The organism is Kitasatospora sp. NPDC058406 (assembly GCF_042722765.1).
Classification (GTDB): domain Bacteria; phylum Actinomycetota; class Actinomycetes; order Streptomycetales; family Streptomycetaceae; genus Kitasatospora.
On sequence record NZ_JBHXKE010000097.1, the window covers coordinates 15674 to 32556 of the forward strand.

General features: G+C 74.8%; 16 protein-coding genes. 13 read left to right on the plus strand and 3 right to left on the minus strand.

What is annotated here, in order from left to right; genetic code table 11:
- The first annotated feature begins 54 nt into the window (after positions 1-54).
- Positions 55-1248, plus strand: coding sequence for a serine/threonine-protein kinase (locus ACFWOG_RS20335; protein ID WP_329952240.1), 1194 nt, complete (start codon positions 55-57; stop codon positions 1246-1248).
- Here the strand turns inward: ACFWOG_RS20335 and ACFWOG_RS20340 are convergent.
- Complete coding sequence (locus tag ACFWOG_RS20340; RefSeq protein WP_380360037.1) at positions 1204-1905, minus strand: MBL fold metallo-hydrolase; 702 nt, start codon at positions 1903-1905, stop codon at positions 1204-1206. The genes ACFWOG_RS20335 and ACFWOG_RS20340 overlap by 45 nt on opposite strands.
- Before the next feature lie 389 nt (positions 1906-2294).
- Here ACFWOG_RS20340 and ACFWOG_RS20345 point away from each other — a divergent pair, with 389 nt between their 5' ends.
- Entirely contained in the window at positions 2295-3155 is an 861-nt protein-coding gene (locus ACFWOG_RS20345) for a fumarylacetoacetate hydrolase family protein (protein ID WP_329952238.1), read from the plus strand.
- Between the two features lie 207 nt (positions 3156-3362).
- Here the strand turns inward: ACFWOG_RS20345 and ACFWOG_RS20350 are convergent, their stop codons facing one another.
- Complete coding sequence (locus ACFWOG_RS20350; RefSeq protein WP_329952237.1) at positions 3363-4103, minus strand: TetR/AcrR family transcriptional regulator; 741 nt, start codon at positions 4101-4103, stop codon at positions 3363-3365.
- A 174-nt stretch (positions 4104-4277) separates the two neighbouring features.
- Here ACFWOG_RS20350 and ACFWOG_RS20355 point away from each other — a divergent pair, with 174 nt between their 5' ends.
- The 4 genes from ACFWOG_RS20355 to ACFWOG_RS20370 all read left to right on the plus strand — a co-directional run bounded on the left by ACFWOG_RS20355 (position 4278) and on the right by ACFWOG_RS20370 (position 9926).
- Entirely contained in the window at positions 4278-4976 is a 699-nt protein-coding gene (locus ACFWOG_RS20355; RefSeq protein WP_329952236.1) for a rhomboid-like protein, read from the plus strand.
- A 95-nt stretch (positions 4977-5071) separates the two neighbouring features.
- Positions 5072-6796, plus strand: coding sequence for a DUF885 domain-containing protein (locus ACFWOG_RS20360; RefSeq protein ID WP_329883055.1), 1725 nt, complete (start codon positions 5072-5074; stop codon positions 6794-6796).
- A gap of 325 nt (positions 6797-7121) precedes the next feature.
- Positions 7122-8657: an MFS transporter gene (locus ACFWOG_RS20365; protein ID WP_329952235.1), complete on the plus strand. Its 1536-nt coding sequence runs from the start codon at positions 7122-7124 to the stop codon at positions 8655-8657.
- 285 nt (positions 8658-8942) lie between these two features.
- The gene (locus tag ACFWOG_RS20370; protein ID WP_380360040.1) at positions 8943-9926 is read left to right on the plus strand and encodes a trypsin-like peptidase domain-containing protein; all 984 of its coding nucleotides are present in this window, start codon (positions 8943-8945) and stop codon (positions 9924-9926) included.
- Here the strand turns inward: ACFWOG_RS20370 and ACFWOG_RS20375 are convergent.
- The gene (locus tag ACFWOG_RS20375; protein WP_329952233.1) at positions 9893-10597 is read right to left on the minus strand and encodes a helix-turn-helix transcriptional regulator; all 705 of its coding nucleotides are present in this window, start codon (positions 10595-10597) and stop codon (positions 9893-9895) included. The two genes, ACFWOG_RS20370 and ACFWOG_RS20375, sit on opposite strands and share 34 nt — an antisense overlap.
- A gap of 442 nt (positions 10598-11039) precedes the next feature.
- On the opposite strand from ACFWOG_RS20375, the gene ACFWOG_RS20380 reads away from it, so the two are divergent.
- From ACFWOG_RS20380 to ACFWOG_RS20410, 7 genes are read left to right on the plus strand one after another with little or no spacing between them, the layout of a single operon-like run.
- Complete coding sequence (locus ACFWOG_RS20380; protein WP_329883051.1) at positions 11040-11309, plus strand: phosphopantetheine-binding protein; 270 nt, start codon at positions 11040-11042, stop codon at positions 11307-11309.
- Positions 11302-12102, plus strand: a complete 801-nt coding sequence (locus ACFWOG_RS20385) for a 3-oxoacyl-ACP reductase family protein (RefSeq protein WP_329883050.1) — start codon at positions 11302-11304, stop codon at positions 12100-12102. The genes ACFWOG_RS20380 and ACFWOG_RS20385 overlap by 8 nt, the downstream gene beginning before the upstream one ends.
- Positions 12099-12638 carry a MaoC family dehydratase gene (locus ACFWOG_RS20390; protein ID WP_329952232.1) on the plus strand — a complete coding sequence of 180 codons (540 nt, stop codon included), beginning with the start codon at positions 12099-12101 and terminating at the stop codon, positions 12636-12638. Before ACFWOG_RS20385 ends, ACFWOG_RS20390 begins: the two co-directional genes overlap by 4 nt.
- Positions 12635-13483, plus strand: a complete 849-nt coding sequence (locus ACFWOG_RS20395; RefSeq protein ID WP_329883048.1) for an SDR family oxidoreductase — start codon at positions 12635-12637, stop codon at positions 13481-13483. The genes ACFWOG_RS20390 and ACFWOG_RS20395 overlap by 4 nt, the downstream gene beginning before the upstream one ends.
- Positions 13484-13505: 22 nt before the next feature.
- Positions 13506-14789, plus strand: a complete 1284-nt coding sequence (locus ACFWOG_RS20400; RefSeq protein WP_355402173.1) for a beta-ketoacyl synthase N-terminal-like domain-containing protein — start codon at positions 13506-13508, stop codon at positions 14787-14789.
- Entirely contained in the window at positions 14786-16096 is a 1311-nt protein-coding gene (locus ACFWOG_RS20405) for a beta-ketoacyl-[acyl-carrier-protein] synthase family protein (protein WP_329952230.1), read from the plus strand. Before ACFWOG_RS20400 ends, ACFWOG_RS20405 begins: the two co-directional genes overlap by 4 nt.
- Before the next feature lie 14 nt (positions 16097-16110).
- Positions 16111-16800 (plus strand): alpha/beta fold hydrolase, encoded by a 690-nt coding sequence (locus tag ACFWOG_RS20410; RefSeq protein WP_329883045.1) that lies wholly within the window; start codon positions 16111-16113, stop codon positions 16798-16800.
- Positions 16801-16883: the final 83 nt, after the last annotated feature.

Genomic DNA, 16883 nt, shown 5'->3' on the forward strand with positions numbered 1-16883 from the left:
TCGTGACCCGGTCAGGATGAACGGCGTTCGATTCCGGCGGACTTGGGGGAAGGCATGAAGGCGGACGATGTCGTGGGCGGCCGCTACCGGCTGGACCGGGAGCTCGGTCAGGGCGGCTTCGGCGTGGTGTGGGCCGCCTACGACGAGACCATCGGCCGGTCGGTCGCGCTCAAGGTGCTCTCCGAGGAGAAGGCCACCGACGACGAGGCGGTCAGCAGGTTCGTCCGCGAGGCCAAGACCGTCGGCGGCCTCTCCAACCCGCACATCGTCACCCTGCACGACTACGGCCGGGTGCAGGACGGCTCCCGCTGGACGCACTACCTGGTGATGGAGCTGGTCCGGGGCCGTCCGCTCTCCGCGCTGCTCCGCGACGGCACCCCCGACCTGACGCTCTCCCTCAAGTGGGTGCGGCAGGTCTGCAAGGCGCTGGACGCCGCGCACCGCTCGGGCGTGGTGCACCGGGACATCAAGCCCGAGAACATCATGATCGCCGACACCGGCGAGGCCAAGGTGCTGGACTTCGGCATCGCCCGCCTGCTCACCCAGTCCGGCAGCGGGCTCACCTCCACCGGCGTGGTCATCGGTACCCCGCCGTACCTGGCGCCCGAGTGCTGGGCCGGCGGGCACATCGACGGCCGGACGGACCTGTACGCGCTCGGCGTGCTGCTCTACCAACTCTCCACCGGCCGCCGTCCGTTCAACGCCGGCTCGGCGGTCACCATGATGTTCCAGCACCTCAACGAGGCCCCGCCGCCGCTGCGCACCGCGGACCCGGCGCTCGACCGGCTGGTCCTGCAGCTGCTCGCCAAGGACCCGGCCGACCGGCCCGCCGACGCGGCGGAGGTCCGCCGGCGGCTGCGCGACGTCAGGCTCGGCCCCGACCCGGAGCAGCTGCGGACCAGGGCCGACGACGCCTGGCGGCGCGGTGCGGCCGGCTCGCCGGACCGGGCCGTCGAGCAGCTGACCGCGCTGATCCCCGAGTTCGCCCGGGCCTTCGGACCGGCCGACCCGCGGACCCTGCGGACCTGCCACGACCTGGCGCTCTGGCTGGCCCGCTCGGGCAGCCCGGGGGCGGCCGTCGCGCTGCTGCGCGACCTGGTGCCCGCCCTGGACGGCCACGAGCGGGCCCGTGCCGACGTCGAACGCGACCTGGACCGCTGGGAGCGCGAGACCCTGCTCGCGGGCCCCGGCCCGGCCCGGCCGCTAGTGCTGGCCCAGCTGCTCGACGGCACGCCGCAGCACGGCTGAGCCGTCCTCGACGACCGGGTCGCCGTGTCCGAACAGCACCGTCCGGGAGTCCAGCGCGGCCAGCCGGCGGAACGACTCGACGGCCAGGGCCGGGTCGGCGTTGAAGACGCCGGGCATGGTCCGGCCGTCCACGTTGGCCGCGACGTCCCCGGTGAACAGCACGCCGGGGCCGGGCAGGTGCAGGGCGATCGAGCCGGCGGTGTGCCCCGGCACGTGCACGACGACCGCGCCGCCGCCGAAGCCGAGCACCTCGCCGTCCTCGACCTCGCGGTGCACCTCGCACGGCGGGGCCGGTGGACGCGGCGGAAGGCTGTCCCAGATCTGCTGCTCGAAGGGGCTCAGCACGAACGGCGCCTCGTCCTGCTCGCCGCGGATCACCGGTGCCTCCAGCCGGTGCGCGATTACCTCGGCGCCCAGCCGCTTCGCCAGCTCGGCCGCCGAGCCGATGTGGTCCTCGTGGTAGTGGGTGAGCACGACGGTGCGCAGCGCGGCCGGGTCGGCGCCGACGGCGCGGATCCCCGCCTCGATCGCGTCGGCCTGCCTGGCGATGCCGGTGTCGACCAGGGTCAGCGTGCCGTCCTCGTCGCGCCAGAGGTAGACGAGGCCGAAGTCCAGGGTGATGAGGGTCAGTTCGGGGCGTATGCGGGTGATCTCCATGCCGGAATCCTGGACCGCGGGGCGGTCGTTCAGTCCTCGTGTTCGCCTTGGGCGTGGGGTTTTCGCCGTCGGCGTGACGGCGGGCGGGGAGGGCGGGGAGGGCGCGATCCGGGCGGCGGCGGGGCGGCGGCGGGGTGCCCGCGGGGGGTGCCGGGCGGGGGTGTGAGGGGTGCCCGTGGGTGCCCGTGGGTGCCCGTGGGGTGCCCGTGGGGTGTCAACCGTGCGGGCGGCCGAAAGGCGGGGCCCGGGCCCGGGCGGGTTGGGAGGATTTCGCCGACCGGGACGGTCTGGTCCCGGGGTGCGGGCCGTTGATATACCTCCTGGACAAGAGGCCGGCGCGGTCCGCGACCGCCCCGGTGACCTGCGACGAACTAGATGGTGAGGCTCAGATGAAGCTCCTCCGTGTCGGCCCGCCGGGCGCCGAGCGCCCGGTCGTGCTGGGCCAGGACGGCACCGCGTACGACCTCTCCGGGGTGACCGCGGACATCGACGGCGGGTTCCTCGCCGGGCTGGACGACGCCGGCCTGGCCGAACTGGCCGGCGCGGTGACGGCCGGGCGGCTGCCGGTCACCGACATCGCCGGCCGGCGGGTCGGCGCGCCGGTCGCCCGGCCGGGCAAGGTGGTCGGCATCGGGCTCAACTACCGCGACCACGCGGCCGAGGCCGGCGCGCCGGTCCCGGACGAGCCGGTGATCTTCCTCAAGCCGAGTTCCACCGTGGTCGGCCCGTACGACGAGGTGCTGGTGCCGCGCGGCGGCGAGAAGACGGACTACGAGGCGGAGCTGGCGGTGGTGATCGGCCGCACCGGCCGCTACCTGGAGGACCACGCGGCGGCGGCCGGGGTGATAGCCGGGTACACCATCGCCAACGACGTCACCGAGCGGGCGTTCCAGTTCGAGCGCGGCGGCCAGTGGGACAAGGGCAAGTCGGCGGAGACCTTCACCCCGCTCGGGCCCTGGCTGGTGACGGCGGACGAGGTGGCGGACCCGCAGCGGCTCCCGCTGCGGCTCTGGGTCAACGGCGAGCTGCGGCAGGACGGCTCCACCGGGCAGATGATCTTCCCGGTGCTGGAGCTGGTCCGCTACGCGAGCCAGTTCATGGTGCTGGAGCCGGGCGACGTCCTCGTCACCGGCACCCCGGCCGGCGTCACCCTCGGCCGCCCGGGCACGCCCTTCCTGGCACCGGGCGACATCGTCGAGATCGAGATCGACGGGCTCGGCCGGCAGCGCCAGGTGCTCGGCAAGGCCTGAGCGCCCGCGCGCCCGACCCTTGGCACGGGGGTCGGAGGTCGGGGTCCGGGTTCGGCGACGGCGACGGCGACGCACGGAACGGAGGACCGGAGGGTCCGGCCGGTCCGGGGCGGAGGTCCGACGCGGCACAGGCAGGGCACACGCAGGCAGGGCACACGCAGGGCACAGGCAGGCAGAGCACGCGCAGACGGGGCACCCGGAGGCGGGTCAGCGCGGGGAGAGGATCTCCCGCAGCCGCGCCGTCCGGGGCGATTCCTCGCCCTCCAGGGCCAGCAGCGCCGTCAGCACCCCGGCGGTCTGCGGATCGTGCAGCGCCGACGCCGCGGCCATCGCCACGAACTGGTCCACCAGCCACTCCCGCAGCTCGGAGACCGGCAGCGCCCGCCCTTCGTCCAGCCAGCTCAGCGAGGCGCCCTCGACCACCGCGATCCACGAGCGCACCAGCAGGGTCAGCAGCGGTCCGGCCTCGCGGACCCCGAGGTGCCGCAGTGTCCGCTTCAGCGCGGCCCGCCGGACGTCGTCCACGATCGCCGAGGTCCGCGCCGTCTCCACCACCGAACCGCCGCGCAGCAGCGCCGAGTAGCCGGCGCCGTGCTCCTCGACGAAGGCGAAGTACCGCTCCAGCACGGCCGACAGCTGCTCGGTCGGGGTGCCGGCGAGCGGTACCGCGAACCGTCCGGTCAGCTCCTCGGCCGCGCTGCGCAGCGCGGCCTCGTACAGCTGCTGCTTGCCGCCCGCGAAGTAGCGGTACACCAGCGGCCGGGAGGCCCCGGCGGCCTCCGCGACGTCGTCCAGGCCGACCTCCTCGGGCGGCCGCGTGGCGAACAGCTCCAGGGCCACCTCGATCAGCTGCTCCCGCCGCTGCTGCACCGGCAGCCGCCGGTATCCGGCCCGCCGCGGCCGGGCCGGCTCGGGTGCGGGCGGGACGGGCGCTGAGCTGGCTTCCATGGCGGCCAGCGTAGTCGCCGCGGGCCGGATGGGATCCGGCCGTGCACCGATCTTCCGAACGGGCGTTTGCGGACGTCGCGGGCCCGGTGCCGGGCGGGCCGGTCCGGAGGCGGGCGGCCGCGCGACCACCGAGGATGGGACCGATCGTCCGCGCTACCGAGGAGGGCCCGCCGGATGGCGCAGTCGCCGGGACGGGGGAGTCGGGCCGGCGGGCTGCGCGGGTTGCCGCGCGGGGTGGTGCGGTGGGTCCGCTCGGCCCCCGGGACGTACCTGTGGCTGCTGCTCCTCGGGGTCACCAGCTTCGTGGTGGCGCGGACGGACCCGGCCACCCTGGACTGGTTCCTGGCCGCTCGCTCGACCAACCTCGACCAGTTGCGCGAGCGGCCGGTGCACGCCCTCGTGGCCAGCGCGCTCTGGACCGAGCAGGCGAGCTGGCCGTCGTACGCCGTCCTCTTCACCCTGTTCCACGCCAACGCCGAGCGCTGGCTGGGGACGTTGCGCTGGTTCACGGTCGCCGCGACCGCGCACGTGCTGGCCACGCTGGTGAGCGAGGGCGTGGTCGCCTGGGGGATCGTCCGGGGCAGCCTGCAGCGGAGCATGGCCGAGACCGTGGACGTCGGTGTCTCGTACGCGCTGGCCGGCGTGGTCGCCGTGCTCACCTACCGGTTCGCCGGCCGCTGGCGCGCGGTGTACGGGGGAGGGGTGCTGCTCTTCTACGGTCTGCCGCTCGCCGTCTCGCACACGTTCACGGATCTCGGGCACTTCAGCGCCGTCCTGATCGGCCTCTGTTTCTTCCGCTTCGCGCGCGGACGGCCGGTCTGGGATCCGGGTGCGGCCCTGCGCAGGTGGCGGATCCGCCACCTGCCCGGCTGAACCTTCCGGCGAAAACCGGTCGTTCGTCCGAATTGGCCGGTCCATGCCACTCGTCAGGGGCTTGCAATCGGCTCCGGCCGCGAAATGATGTCCGGATGGCTGAACTGATCACCTCCGACGGCACCACCCCCCGCCGTATCGCGGACGACCACGTGCGGGAGCTCGCGGAGCTCGACCCGCTGACCGCGGTGTACCTGGGACTCAACCCCGAGGACGACCGCCTTCCCGACCTCTCCCCGGCCGGCGCCGAGACGATCGCCGCGCTGGGCCGCCGCACCCTCGCCCGGCTCGACGCGGCCGAGGCGGCGCTGGACGCGGCCGAGGCGGCCGGCACCCCCCGGGACGAGGCCGAACGGCGCTGCGCCCGCCTGCTGCGCGAGCGGCTCACCGCCGAGCTCGCCGTGCACGACGCGGGGGAGGTCTACCGGGCGGTGCGCAACCTCGGCTCGCCGGTGCACAACGTGCGCGAGGTCTTCACCCTCATGCCCACCGACACCGAGGAGCAGTGGCAGGTCCTCGGCCGCCGTCTCGCCCGGGTACCGGCCGCGCTCACCGGCTACCGCGAGACCCTCGACGAGGGCATCCGGCGCGGCCTGCTCTCCGGCCCCCGCCAGGTCACCACCGTGGCCGGCCAGCTGGGCGAGTGGCTGGCGGGCGACGTGCCCGGCGGCTGGTTCGGCGAGCTGGTCCAGGACGCCCCCGAGGCGCTGCGCGCGGGCCTCGCCGAGCACGCCGTGGCCGCCGCCGGGGCGCTCGCCGAGCTGCGCGACTGGCTGCGCGACGTCTACGGTCCGGCCGCCGCCGACGTCTCCGACACCGCCGGCCGTGAGCGCTACGCCCGCTGGGTCCGCTACTGGACGGGCGCCGACCTCGACCTCGACGAGGCGTACGCGTGGGCCTGGGAGGAGTTCCACGACCTGAACGCCCAGATGCAGGCCGAGGCCGAGAAGGTGCGGCCCGGCGCCGCCCCGATGGAGGCCATGAAGTGGCTGGAGAGCGACGGCCCCGCGCTGCACGGCGCCGAGGCCGCCCGCACCTACCTCCAGGGTCTGATGGACCGGGCGATCGCCGACCTCCAGGGCACCCACTTCGACCTGGCCGAGCCGATCACCCGGGTCGAGTCGATGATCGCCCCGGCCGGCAGCGCCGCCGCGCCGTACTACACCGCCCCCTCGCTGGACTTCACCCGCCCCGGCCGCACCTGGCTGCCCACCCTCGGCCGCGAGCGCTTCCCCCAGTGGGACCTCGTCTCGACCTGGTACCACGAGGGCGTTCCCGGCCACCACCTGCAGCTCGCGCAGTGGAGCTACGTCGCCGACCGGCTCTCCACCTACCAGGTCAGCGTCGGAGGGGTGAGCGCCAACCTGGAGGGCTGGGCGCTGTACGCCGAGCGCCTGATGGACGAGCTGGGCTACCTGACCGACCCGGGCCACCGGCTCGGCTACCTCAACGCCCAGATGATGCGGGCGCTGCGGGTCATCGTCGACATCGGCATGCACGCCGGCCTCGACTTCCCCGCCGACTCGCCGTACCGGGCGGGCGAGCCGGTCGCGCCGGACGCCGCGCGCGAGTTCTTCGGCCTGTACTGCGGGCTGTCGGCCGACTTCCTGGACAGCGAGCTGGTCCGCTACCTGGGCATGCCCGGCCAGGCGATCGGCTACAAGCTGGGCGAGCGCGCCTGGCTGCGGGGCCGGGCCGCCGCCCGGGCGGCGCACGAGGCGCGCGGCGAGGTGTTCGACCTCAAGGCGTGGCACATGGCGGCGCTGTCGCAGGGCTCGCTGGGCCTGGACGACCTGGTCGCGGAGCTGTCGGCGCTGTAGGCGCGGCGGACCCCGCGCCCGAGGCGCGGGACCGCTCGGTGGCCCCCGGGGTGTCAGCCCCGGGGGCCCCGCACGTTCCGGCCCCGGGCCGTCCGGTCCTGAGGTCTCCCGGGTCCTCGGGCCGTCCGGAGCACGTGGTCGGCGTCCGGCCCGGGGCGTCCGTCCTCCGGCCCGGGAGCCGCTCGTCCTCCGGTCCCGCACCTCTGGTTCTTTGGTCCTGTTTCACCCTATTTGGTGAGCTTTTTCCTTGCCATCCGCCCGAACGCGCGTTTGGCTGGAAGTCGACTGCGTGACCTCTCCGCACCCCTCCGGAAAGGCTCCCCCAGTGTCTTCCACTGCTGCCACCCGTCATGAGACGCCGGACCCCCGCCGTTGGTGGGCCCTGGCGGTCATCGCGATCGCCCAGTTGATGATCGTCCTCGACATCACCATCGTGAACATCGCCCTCCCGTCGGCCCAGAAGGACCTCGGCATATCCGACGCCGACCGGCAGTGGGTGATCACCGCCTACACGCTGGCGTTCGGAGGTCTGCTCCTCCTCGGCGGCCGGCTCGGCGACCTCTTCGGCCGCAAACGCGTCTTCACCGTCGGCCTGCTCGGCTTCGCCCTCGCCTCCGCGATCGGCGGCGCCGCGACCGGTCCGGAGATGCTGTTCGGGGCCCGCGCCCTCCAGGGCGCCTTCGGCGCGCTGCTCGCTCCCTCGGCCCTGGGGCTGCTCTCCACCACGTTCACCGACCCGAAGGAACGGAGTACCGCCTTCGGCATCTTCGGCGCGATCGCCGGCGGCGGCGCCGCGATCGGCCTGCTCGCCGGCGGGCTGCTCACCGAGTACCTGAACTGGCGCTGGTGCCTGTTCGTCAACACCCCGATCGCGGTGGTCACCGCCTTCGCCGCCTTCTCCGTGCTCTCCCGCGACCACATCGGCAAGGGCCGGCGGATCAAACTCGACCTGCCCGGTGCGGTGCTCGGCTGCGGCGGCCTGCTCGCCATCGTGTTCGGCACGTCCGAGGCGGTGACCCGGGGCTGGGGCGACTGGCTGGTGCTGGGTTCGCTGATCCTCGGCGTCGTCCTGCTCGTGGTGTTCGTCCTGGTCGAGAAGCGCACCGAACACGCGCTGCTGCCCCTGCACATCGTCGCCGAGCGCAACCGCGGCGGCGGCGCGCTCTCGATCGGCCTGGCCATGATCGGGATGTTCGGCCTGTTCCTGTTCCTGACCTACTACCTCCAGGTCATCAAGGGGTTCTCGCCGGTGATGTCCGGCGTCTCCTTCCTGCCGATGACGGCGGCCATCGTCATCTCCTCCACCGGGTTCGCGGCCCGGCTGATGACGAGGGTGCCGTCCCGCAACCTGATCGGGCCGGGGCTCCTGCTCGCCGCCGCCGGCATGGCCTGGCTGACCCAGATGAAGGTGGACAGCCCGTGGGCCGGCATGGTGCTGCCCGCCGAACTGCTGCTCGGCTTCGGCATGGGCCTGGTCTTCATGCCGTCGATGAGCCTGGCCACCCTCGGCGTCGCGCCCAGCGAGGCGGGCGCCGCATCGGCCACCATCAACTCGGCCCAGCAGGTGGGAGGCTCCTTCGGAACCGCACTGCTCAACACCATCGCGGCCAGCGCCACCGCGAGCTACCTCGCCACCCGGATCTCGGCCGATCCGGGGGTCCAGGCCCAGGGCGCGGTGCACGGCTACGTGGTGGCCACCTGGGTCGCGATGGGCATCCTGCTGGTGGCCGCGCTGATCGCGTTCCTGATGATCGACCACCGGCCTGCGCCGGGTGAGGCCGCCGGCGAGGCGGGCGGCGCCGCCGAGGCCACCGCCACGGCGGGCGCGCAGGCGCCGGGTCCGCGGCAGCGCGCCTCCTGATCCCGGTCCCGATCCCGGTCCCGCCCGGGCCCGCCGCGAGGTCACGCAGTCACCCTCCGGCGGCCCGGCCCGGTTCCCGTCCACCCCGCCCCGCCCCCGCCTCCCCGGCGGGGGCGGGGCGGCGGGCGATCCGGCGGTCGCGCGCGGCCGGGTGACGGCGACCGGCTGAATTCTCATCCGGCTCCCAGCCGTGCATCACCGCCCTCCCAGCTCCGACCGCCATAGTCGGAGCGTTCTCGAACCGCCGCCGCCACCGTCACCGACCAGGGCAGGAGCCGACCGGGCATGGGCCAGCACCGCCGCCACCGACCACGCCGCAGCCTCCTGGCCCGCGCCGCGGTGGTCACCACGGCCCTCTCCGTCCTCACCGCCGCCGCCGTCCTCGCGGGCAGCCACGGAGCGACCTCCGAGGCGACCGCCGCCCGGCCGCCCGCCCCGGCGTTCGCGACCGCGGCCCCGGCCGCTCCCGGACTCCCCGCCGCCACCGGAGCGGCCTCGCCCGCCCCCGCGACCGCCGACGCCGCCGGGCCCTCCCCGGCCGCCACCGACCCGCCCGCACCGACGGACGCCACCGCCGCGCCCTCCCCGGTCGGCACCTCCCCGGCCGCGACCGCGCCGGGCACCACCGCCGTCGCGCCCGCCACGGCCGAAGCGGCCACCGTCGGCGCACTGTTCACCGGCGGCGTCCGGCCGGGCAACCACTTCTGCACCGCCAGCGTGCTGCACAGCAGCACCGGCAACCTGCTGCTCACCGCCGCCCACTGCCTGGACGACCCGGCCGGCGTCACCTTCGCCCCCGGCTACCGCGACGGCCGGGCCCCGTACGGCACCTGGCGGGTCACCGCCGTGCACACCACCACCGGCTGGTCCCGGGACGGCGACCCGGACGAGGACTTCGCCGTCCTGGAGACCGCCGCCGACGCCTCGGGCCACCGGGTCGAGGAGGTGGTCGGCGCCAACCCGCTCGGCACCGACGAGGACTTCGGCACCACCGTCCGCCTCTACGGCTACCCGTCCGGCAGCGAGGAGCCGCTCCTCTGCACCAACGTGACCGGCCGCCACAGCGCCTACCAGCGGGTCGTCGACTGCCCCGACTACCCCGGCGGCACCAGCGGCGGCCCGTGGATCTCCACCACCACCGGCCGGGTCGTCGGCACCATCGGCGGCTACCAGGAGGGCGGCGACACCCCCGACACCTCGTACAGCGCCTACTTCGACCACACCGTCGCCGCCCTCTACGCGGAGGCGCTCGCCGCGGCCGGCTCCTGACCGCCGTAGCGGCGCCGGTGCAGTCCGAGTGAGCGCACCCGGGCGTCCGCGGACGGCACCGCCGTCGGCCCGCAACAACCGACCGCCCGGAACCAGGCCGCGCGCCAGGCGGCGATCCGGTCCCCGGGGATGCCGCAGCAGCGGACGTAGGTGACCAGGAGCGGCTCCGAGGGCATCCGGAGCCCGGCCAGGACGTCCGCCAGGGTGCTGCGCGGCAGCGCCCCGAAGCCGCCCGTCCGGGCCCGCTCCTGGAGTTCGCGCAGCGAGGGCTGCCCGGCGGCCAGCCGCAGCCGGTGCATGGCCTCCAGCAGGTGGGCCGGTTCGTAGACCAGCTCGACCCGGCGGGCCCGGCCGCCCGGCGGTGCCCGGTCCGGCCGCCGGTCGGCGCGGGCCGTCGCGGTGCCCGCTCCGGTGGCGGCCCGCTCCCAGCGCTGCCGCGCCTCGCGGACCGAGGCCCCGCAGGCCGCCGCGTACGCCTCGACCACCCCCAGCCGGGGCAGTGCGGAGCCGCTGTCGGCCCGTGACAGCGTGGCCGAGGAGCACCCGGACCGGGTGATCCGGCCGGCCATCTGCCGGTAGGTGAGGCCGGACTCCGCGCGCAGGGCGCGCAGCCACTGGGCCAGTTCGTAGTGCGGTGCCGCCGATGGCATCGCATTCTTGCGTCGCGCCATTGCCGCCCTCCCCACGGCGTGCCGCCCGGTCGGCCGGTGTTCCCGGTAGCGGCCGGAACCTGGTCCGACCGGTTCGGCCAGCCGACTGCGGTGCGATGTCGTGAATCGCCTCGAATGACGTTCCGGGTGGTACACGTATGGGTGCGACCACGGTAGTCACCGGGTTCTACCAAGGTCAATGCCCTTTGCCTCTTCTTTGCATCGCCCCGCGTTGTGGGAGATACCACCACAGTGTCTTGCGGGGAGCCGTTGATTCAATTCGTCCGGAATGCGGCGGAACGGATTCCGCCGCCCTGGCCTGGGTGAAGCCGGGCCCGGCGGGCGTCCGGCCGGCGTGATTGTCCGGCGCCGCCGGGCCGAGTGGCTCTTGCGGCAGCCTTTACCGGTCTGTTGGCATTGGCGGCGTCCGCAGCGGTATTTAGGAACTCTCGGAGGAGGCATTATGTCGCCCACGGAAAACGCCGATTTCAACGTCCTGGTCGAGCTGCTCAAGGACGTCAAATCCGGCCTGGAAGACCAGCCGATCACCCAGGCCGACTCGGTGGTCGAGGACCTCGGGCTGGATTCCCTGGACCTTCTTCAGCTGGCCCGGAAAATCAACCGCAGGCTCGGCGTCGACTTCGACCTCGACAGCTGGAACGAGACCGCGGCCGAGCACCGCCGCACGGTCGGCTCGATCCTGGCCGTGGTCGAGGCGGCCCAGCGTGTCTGAGCGGCCCTCGACCGAGTCCGGCACCGGCCGGGTCGCCCTGGTCACGGGCGGCTCGCGCGGCATCGGCGCGGCCGTCGTGCACCGCCTCGCCGCCGAGGGCCTGACCGTGCACCTGGTCTACCGCGAGGCCGAGGAGGCCGCCCGGAACGTCGTCGCCGCCGTCACGGCGGCCGGCGGCCGGGCGGTCGCCCACCGCGCCGACGTCGCGGACGAGAAGCAGGTCGTCGACCTGGTCGAGCGGATCGCCGACCTGGAGGGCGCGCTGCACGTCCTGGTCAACAACGCGGCCGTGATCGACGACCGGCTGGTCGCCGCGACCCCGACCGCGCACTGGGAGCGGGTGCTCCGGATCAACCTGACCGGGCCCTTCCTGGCCTGCCGGGAGGTCCTCCCGGTCATGCTCGACCAGGGGTGGGGCCGGATCGTCAACATCTCGTCCAACTCGGTGCGGATCCCCGGCCCGGGCCAGAGCGCCTACGCGGCCGCCAAGGGCGGGCTGGAGGCACTCACCCGCACGCTGGCCGTCGAGGTCGGCCGCAAGGGCATCCGGATCAACACCGTCGCCCCCGGCAAGGTGCGCACCGAGATGACCGACGCCGTCGCCGAGCGGCTCGGTTCGGACGGCGCCGGCACCCGCTGGGGCCTGCCCGAGGACATCTCCGGCCTGGTCGCCTTCCTGGCGGGGGACGAGGCCGACTACATCCAGGGCCAGACCTTCACGGTGGACGGCGGCCGGCTGGTGATGCGGGCCGCGGCCGGCGCCCGGCCGCGCCGGGCGGGGGTGCCCGCGTGAAGTACTGGGAGGACCTGGTGGGCGCGCCCGACCACCGGTTCGGTCCGCTGGTCTTCGGCGGCGACCTGCTCGACCGCCTGCTCGACCTGATGGGCGAGAAGCACCCCGTCCACGACGACGACGCCTTCGCCCGGGCCCTCGACCGCACCCGGCGGATCGTGCCCGGCGGCTTCATCCACTCGATCACCTCCGGCTGGGTCGTCCAGCACGGCTCGCCGGCCGCCGTCGTCGGCCTGCGGACGCTGGCCTGGGACTTCGTCCGCCCGCTCTACCCCGACACCCCGTTCTGGTTCACCACCCGGACCGGCCGGGCCGTCGAGATCGACGACCGGCTCGGGCTGGTCGAGTCCACCCGGCGGGTGCACGACGAGGACGGCCGGGTGTACGCGATCGGCCGGATGAGCGTGGTGGTGCTGCGCCGGGCCGCGGCCGTCGCGCTCACCCCCCGAACGGACCCGGCCGCCCCGGGAACCACCACCGAGCCGGCGCGGGCGACGACCGCCCCCGCCCGGACCAGCGAGAGGACAGACCGATGACCGACGACTCCGCGAACCACCCGCCGGCCCCGGTGCCCGGGCCGCTCTCGCCCCGCCCGCTGGAGGGCCGGGTGGCCCTGGTCACCGGCGGCTCGCGCGGCATCGGCGCCGGCATCAGCCGCAAGCTCGCGGCCTGGGGCGCCACCGTGGCGATCAACTACGTCGACCGGGGCGGACCGGCGAAGGAGCTCGCCGCCGAACTCACCGCGGCGGGAGCCAAGGTGACCCTGCACCGGGCCGACCTGTCCGAGGCGGAGGCCGCCGAGGAGCTGATCGCCGAGGTCGCCGAGGCCCACGGCGACCTGCACATCCTGGTCCAGAACGCCGCGGCCACGAAGTTCTCCCTGCTGGAGGACGCCACGCTCGGCCAGTGGCAGTTCGTCCAGGACACCAACGCCCGGGCCACCTGGCTGCTGGCCAAGCACGCGGTGCCGCTGATGAAGGGCCGCCCCGGCGCCCGGTTCATCACCATCACCAACTCGACCACCACCCGGATCGTGCCGCGCGCCGGTCTGCTCGGCGCCGCCAAGGCCGCCCTGGAGAACCTCACCCGGTTCCTGTCCTACGAGCTGGCGCCGCACGGCATCGTCGCCAACTGCGTCCGCCCGGGCCTGGTGCAGACCGGCGTCTTCAACGTCCGGCCCGACTTCAACCACGGGGTGCGGCACGAGCTCTCGGTCACCCCGTGGACGGAGGGGCAGATGACCACCCCCGAGAACAGCGCCGACGTGGTCGCCATGCTCTGCCTGGACGAGGCCGCCTGGATCGTCGGGCAGACCATCACGGTGGACGGCGGCTACGCGCTCTGGGGCAACCTCAACAGTCCGCTGCGGGTGGGGGAGTGACACCGGGAAGGGGGGAGTCGCCATGTCCGAGGTGATCGTGACCGGTACCGGGGTGGTCTCCCCGGCCGGTCTGGGCACCGAACCGCTCTGGTCCGCGATGGCCGCCGGCCGGTCGTTCTTCGACTCGGACGGGCCGCTGCCCTGGCCGGTGGCCGCCGTCGACCGCGGCACCGTGGGCTGGCCGCCCGGCAAGCCCTGGGTGGACAACCGCAAGTACGCCAACCTGGCCGCCTACTGGGCGGTCGAGGCGGCCCGGCTCGCCCTGCGGCAGGCCGGCCGCGACCCGGACGCCCCGGACCACCCCGGCTGGGGGGACCCGGAGCGCGGCGGCACCGTGATGGCCGTCGGCAGCACCGGGGACGAGCTGGGCGACGTGATGCCCAGACTCGCCGGGATGGCCCTGGACGACCCGCGCCCCCTCGCCACGCTGCTCTACGAGGAGGTGCCGGACTACTCCTACATCCGCGGCATCCCCTCCCAGCTGGGCCAGTTCGTCTGCATGACGACCGGCTTCCGGGGCTCCAACGTCGCCGCCTACGGCGAGGTGGCGGCCGGTGGCCTCGGCGCCCTGGCGCTCGCGCTGCGGCTGCTGGAGAGCGGTGAGCTGGAGCGGGTGCTGGTGGTCGGGGTGGCTCCGCCGTCCTCGGTCACCGCGCTCGCCTCCTTCGACCGGGACGAGCCGATCGGCACCGAGGCCGTCCCCGGCCGCGGCCCGTTCGACGAGGACCGGGCCGGTCCGCTGCTCGGCCAGGGCGCCGCCGCCGTCCTGCTGGAGCGGGCCGCTCCGGCGGACGCCCCGGCGCCCCGGGCCCTGGCCCGGCTGCTCGCCTGCGAGACGGTGGTCGCCGCCGACCGGGCGAGCGCGACCGGCCTGGCGGTGCGGGCGGCGCTCCGCCGGTCCGGCGGCCGGCCCGACCTCTGGTGGGCGCACGGCTCGGGCTCGCAGACGGCCGACCGGGAGGAGTGCTCGGCCGTCCTGCCGCAGGTCGGCGCGGTGCCGGTGACCAGCAGCAAGGGCACCCTGGGCCTCGCCACCGAGTGTTCGGCGCTGATCGACACCGCGCTCGCGGTGGAGTCGCTGCGGCGCGGCCAGCTGCCGCCGGTCGGCCTGCTGCGGCGTCCCGACCCCCGGTTGGGAGGCCCGGACACGGTGACCGGGACGGCCCGCCCGGTGCCGGGCCTGGGCACCGCGCTGATCACCGGGGTCGACCACGGCCGGGGCACCGCCTCGGCGGGCGCCCTGGTGCTCGGCGGCGTCACGGGAGCCCCGGGCGACCACCACGCACGGCGGGAGGAGGAGCAATGACGGACGACGACATCGTGATCACCGGGATGGGCGTGGTCACCCCGATCGGCGCGACCGTGGAGGACTTCTGGGAGGCCAACCTGGCCGGCCGGTCGGGCGTGGTCGCCGAGACCCGGATGGACCTCGGCGGACTGCCCTGCGGCTGGGCCGCCGGGCTCATCCCCGACGACGTCCGGAAGGAGGTCGCCGAACGCTGGGGCGGCCCGGACCGCACCTGGGGCGACACCCTGCTGCACTGCGTGGTGGACCAGGCGCTCGGGGACGCCGGGATCACCGGCCCGATCGGCGGCGAGGCCGCCGGACTGGTCTGGTCCCGGGTCTGGCCCGGGCCGAGCGGCTCCTTCCCGCAGGACTACGCCGTCCACTTCCGGGAGCTCGGCGAGCGGTACCGGAGGATCGGGAACGACCCGGCCGTCGTGCTGGAGAACCTGCGGAACCGGCGGCTGTCGGCGGAGGCCTCGGACCACTCGGCCTTCCCGGTCGAACTGGCCGGACGCCTCGGCGTCCCGCTGATCGCCTCCCGGGTGGAGGCCACCTGCTCGGGCGGCCTGCGCTCGATCGCCGAGGCGGTCCGGCTGCTGCGGCTGGGCCGGGTGGAGGTCGCCGTGGTGGCGGTCTCGGTGTCCCGCAACACCCAGTACGTGCTCTCCCAGTACGGGCAGCTGATGGCGCTGTCCCGCTGGAAGGGCGACCCGGCCCACTCCTCGATGCCGTTCGACCGGCGCCGCTCCGGCATGGTGATCAACGAGTCGGCCGGCGCGCTGGTCCTGGAGACGGCGGCCCACGCCGCACGGCGGGGCGTGACCGAGACGCACGCCGTGGTCGGGGGCTGGGGCCTGGCGGTGGACACCACCCACATCACCGCGCCGCAGGTCGGCATGGTCGAGCGGGTGATGCGCACCGCGATCGCCGGGTCCGGACTGACACCGGACGACATCGACACCGTCAACGCGCACGGGACGTCCACCAAGCTCAACGACATCACCGAGGCCCGGGCGCTGCACCGGGTGTTCGGCGAGCGGACGGCGGAACTCGACGTCTGCGCGGTGAAGTCGCTCACCGGGCACGGTTCCGCCGCGTCCGGGGTGGTGGAGACGGTGGCGGCGGCGCTCACCCTCGGGCGGGGCGTCATCCCGCCGGTGGTGACCTGCACCGAGCCCGACCCGGCCTGCGCGGTGAAGACCTCGCTCACCCCGGTGGAGCGCCCGGTGAGCACGGTGCTGAAGAACTCCTTCGGCTTCGGCGGGCAGTACGCGTCGATGGTCTTCCGGCGTCCGGAACGACCGCGCCCGGCGCCGGTCCGGTGAGCGGCGGGAGGGCGGTGCCCGCGGTGGACCTGCCGGTCGAGGTGATCGAGCCGGTCGGCGGGCACCGTGCGACCGTCCTGTGGCTGCACGGTCTCGGTCAGGAGCCGGAGAGCCTGATCGAGGTGGCCGACCGGATGGGGCTGGACCGGGCGGGGATCCGCGGGGTCTTCCCGCGGGCGCCGCTGCGGCCGATCGGCCGGGTCTCCGGCGATCCGGCGCGGGCCTGGTTCCAGCAGGACGTCTTCTCGCTGGACCACCCCGGTCCGGAGTCGCTGCCGAGCGTGCTCGCGGTGGAGCGGCGGCTGCGCGCGGTGTTGGACGAGGAGACGGCCCGGGTGGGAGCCGGGCGGACGGTGGTCGCCGGGTTCTCGCAGGGGGCGCTGATGTCGCTGGTGCTGGCCCTGCGGTACCCGCAGCGGCTGGCCGGGCTGGCGCTGTACGCGCCGTTCCTCCCGGAGGAGGCCGTCCCGTTGCTGGCCTCCCGCCGGTCGGCGGTCGCGGCGGACCTGCCGGTCTGGATCGGTCACGGCGCGTTCGACTGGGTGATCCCGGAGCAGAGCGGGGCGAAGGTGCGGGACGTGCTGGCGGACTGGGGGCACCCGGTGCGCTGGCAGCGGTACCGGGCCGGCCACGAGGCGTTCGGTGGGGTGAAGCGCGGGCTGCCCGCCTTCCTCGACCGGGTGCTCGGCCCCGCCGGGGGCTGACCGGCGGGCCCGAACGGGGGCCGGGCTTCGAGACTCCGCACGAAACCCCGCCCCAGCCGCGCGCACCCGCACCCCGCCCCGCG

Coding starts and splice junctions, on each gene's coding strand:
- ACFWOG_RS20395 (WP_329883048.1), top strand. CDS start 12,635: ATGACCGACGACTCCGCGAACCACCCGCCGGCCCCGGTGCCCGGGCCG.
- ACFWOG_RS20335 (WP_329952240.1), top strand. CDS start 55: ATGAAGGCGGACGATGTCGTGGGCGGCCGCTACCGGCTGGACCGGGAG.
- ACFWOG_RS20380 (WP_329883051.1), top strand. CDS start 11,040: ATGTCGCCCACGGAAAACGCCGATTTCAACGTCCTGGTCGAGCTGCTC.
- ACFWOG_RS20360 (WP_329883055.1), top strand. CDS start 5,072: ATGGCTGAACTGATCACCTCCGACGGCACCACCCCCCGCCGTATCGCG.
- ACFWOG_RS20345 (WP_329952238.1), top strand. CDS start 2,295: ATGAAGCTCCTCCGTGTCGGCCCGCCGGGCGCCGAGCGCCCGGTCGTG.
- ACFWOG_RS20405 (WP_329952230.1), top strand. CDS start 14,786: ATGACGGACGACGACATCGTGATCACCGGGATGGGCGTGGTCACCCCG.
- ACFWOG_RS20400 (WP_355402173.1), top strand. CDS start 13,506: ATGTCCGAGGTGATCGTGACCGGTACCGGGGTGGTCTCCCCGGCCGGT.
- ACFWOG_RS20375 (WP_329952233.1), bottom strand. CDS start 10,597: ATGGCGCGACGCAAGAATGCGATGCCATCGGCGGCACCGCACTACGAA.
- ACFWOG_RS20340 (WP_380360037.1), bottom strand. CDS start 1,905: ATGGAGATCACCCGCATACGCCCCGAACTGACCCTCATCACCCTGGAC.
- ACFWOG_RS20355 (WP_329952236.1), top strand. CDS start 4,278: ATGGCGCAGTCGCCGGGACGGGGGAGTCGGGCCGGCGGGCTGCGCGGG.
- ACFWOG_RS20370 (WP_380360040.1), top strand. CDS start 8,943: ATGGGCCAGCACCGCCGCCACCGACCACGCCGCAGCCTCCTGGCCCGC.
- ACFWOG_RS20350 (WP_329952237.1), bottom strand. CDS start 4,103: ATGGAAGCCAGCTCAGCGCCCGTCCCGCCCGCACCCGAGCCGGCCCGG.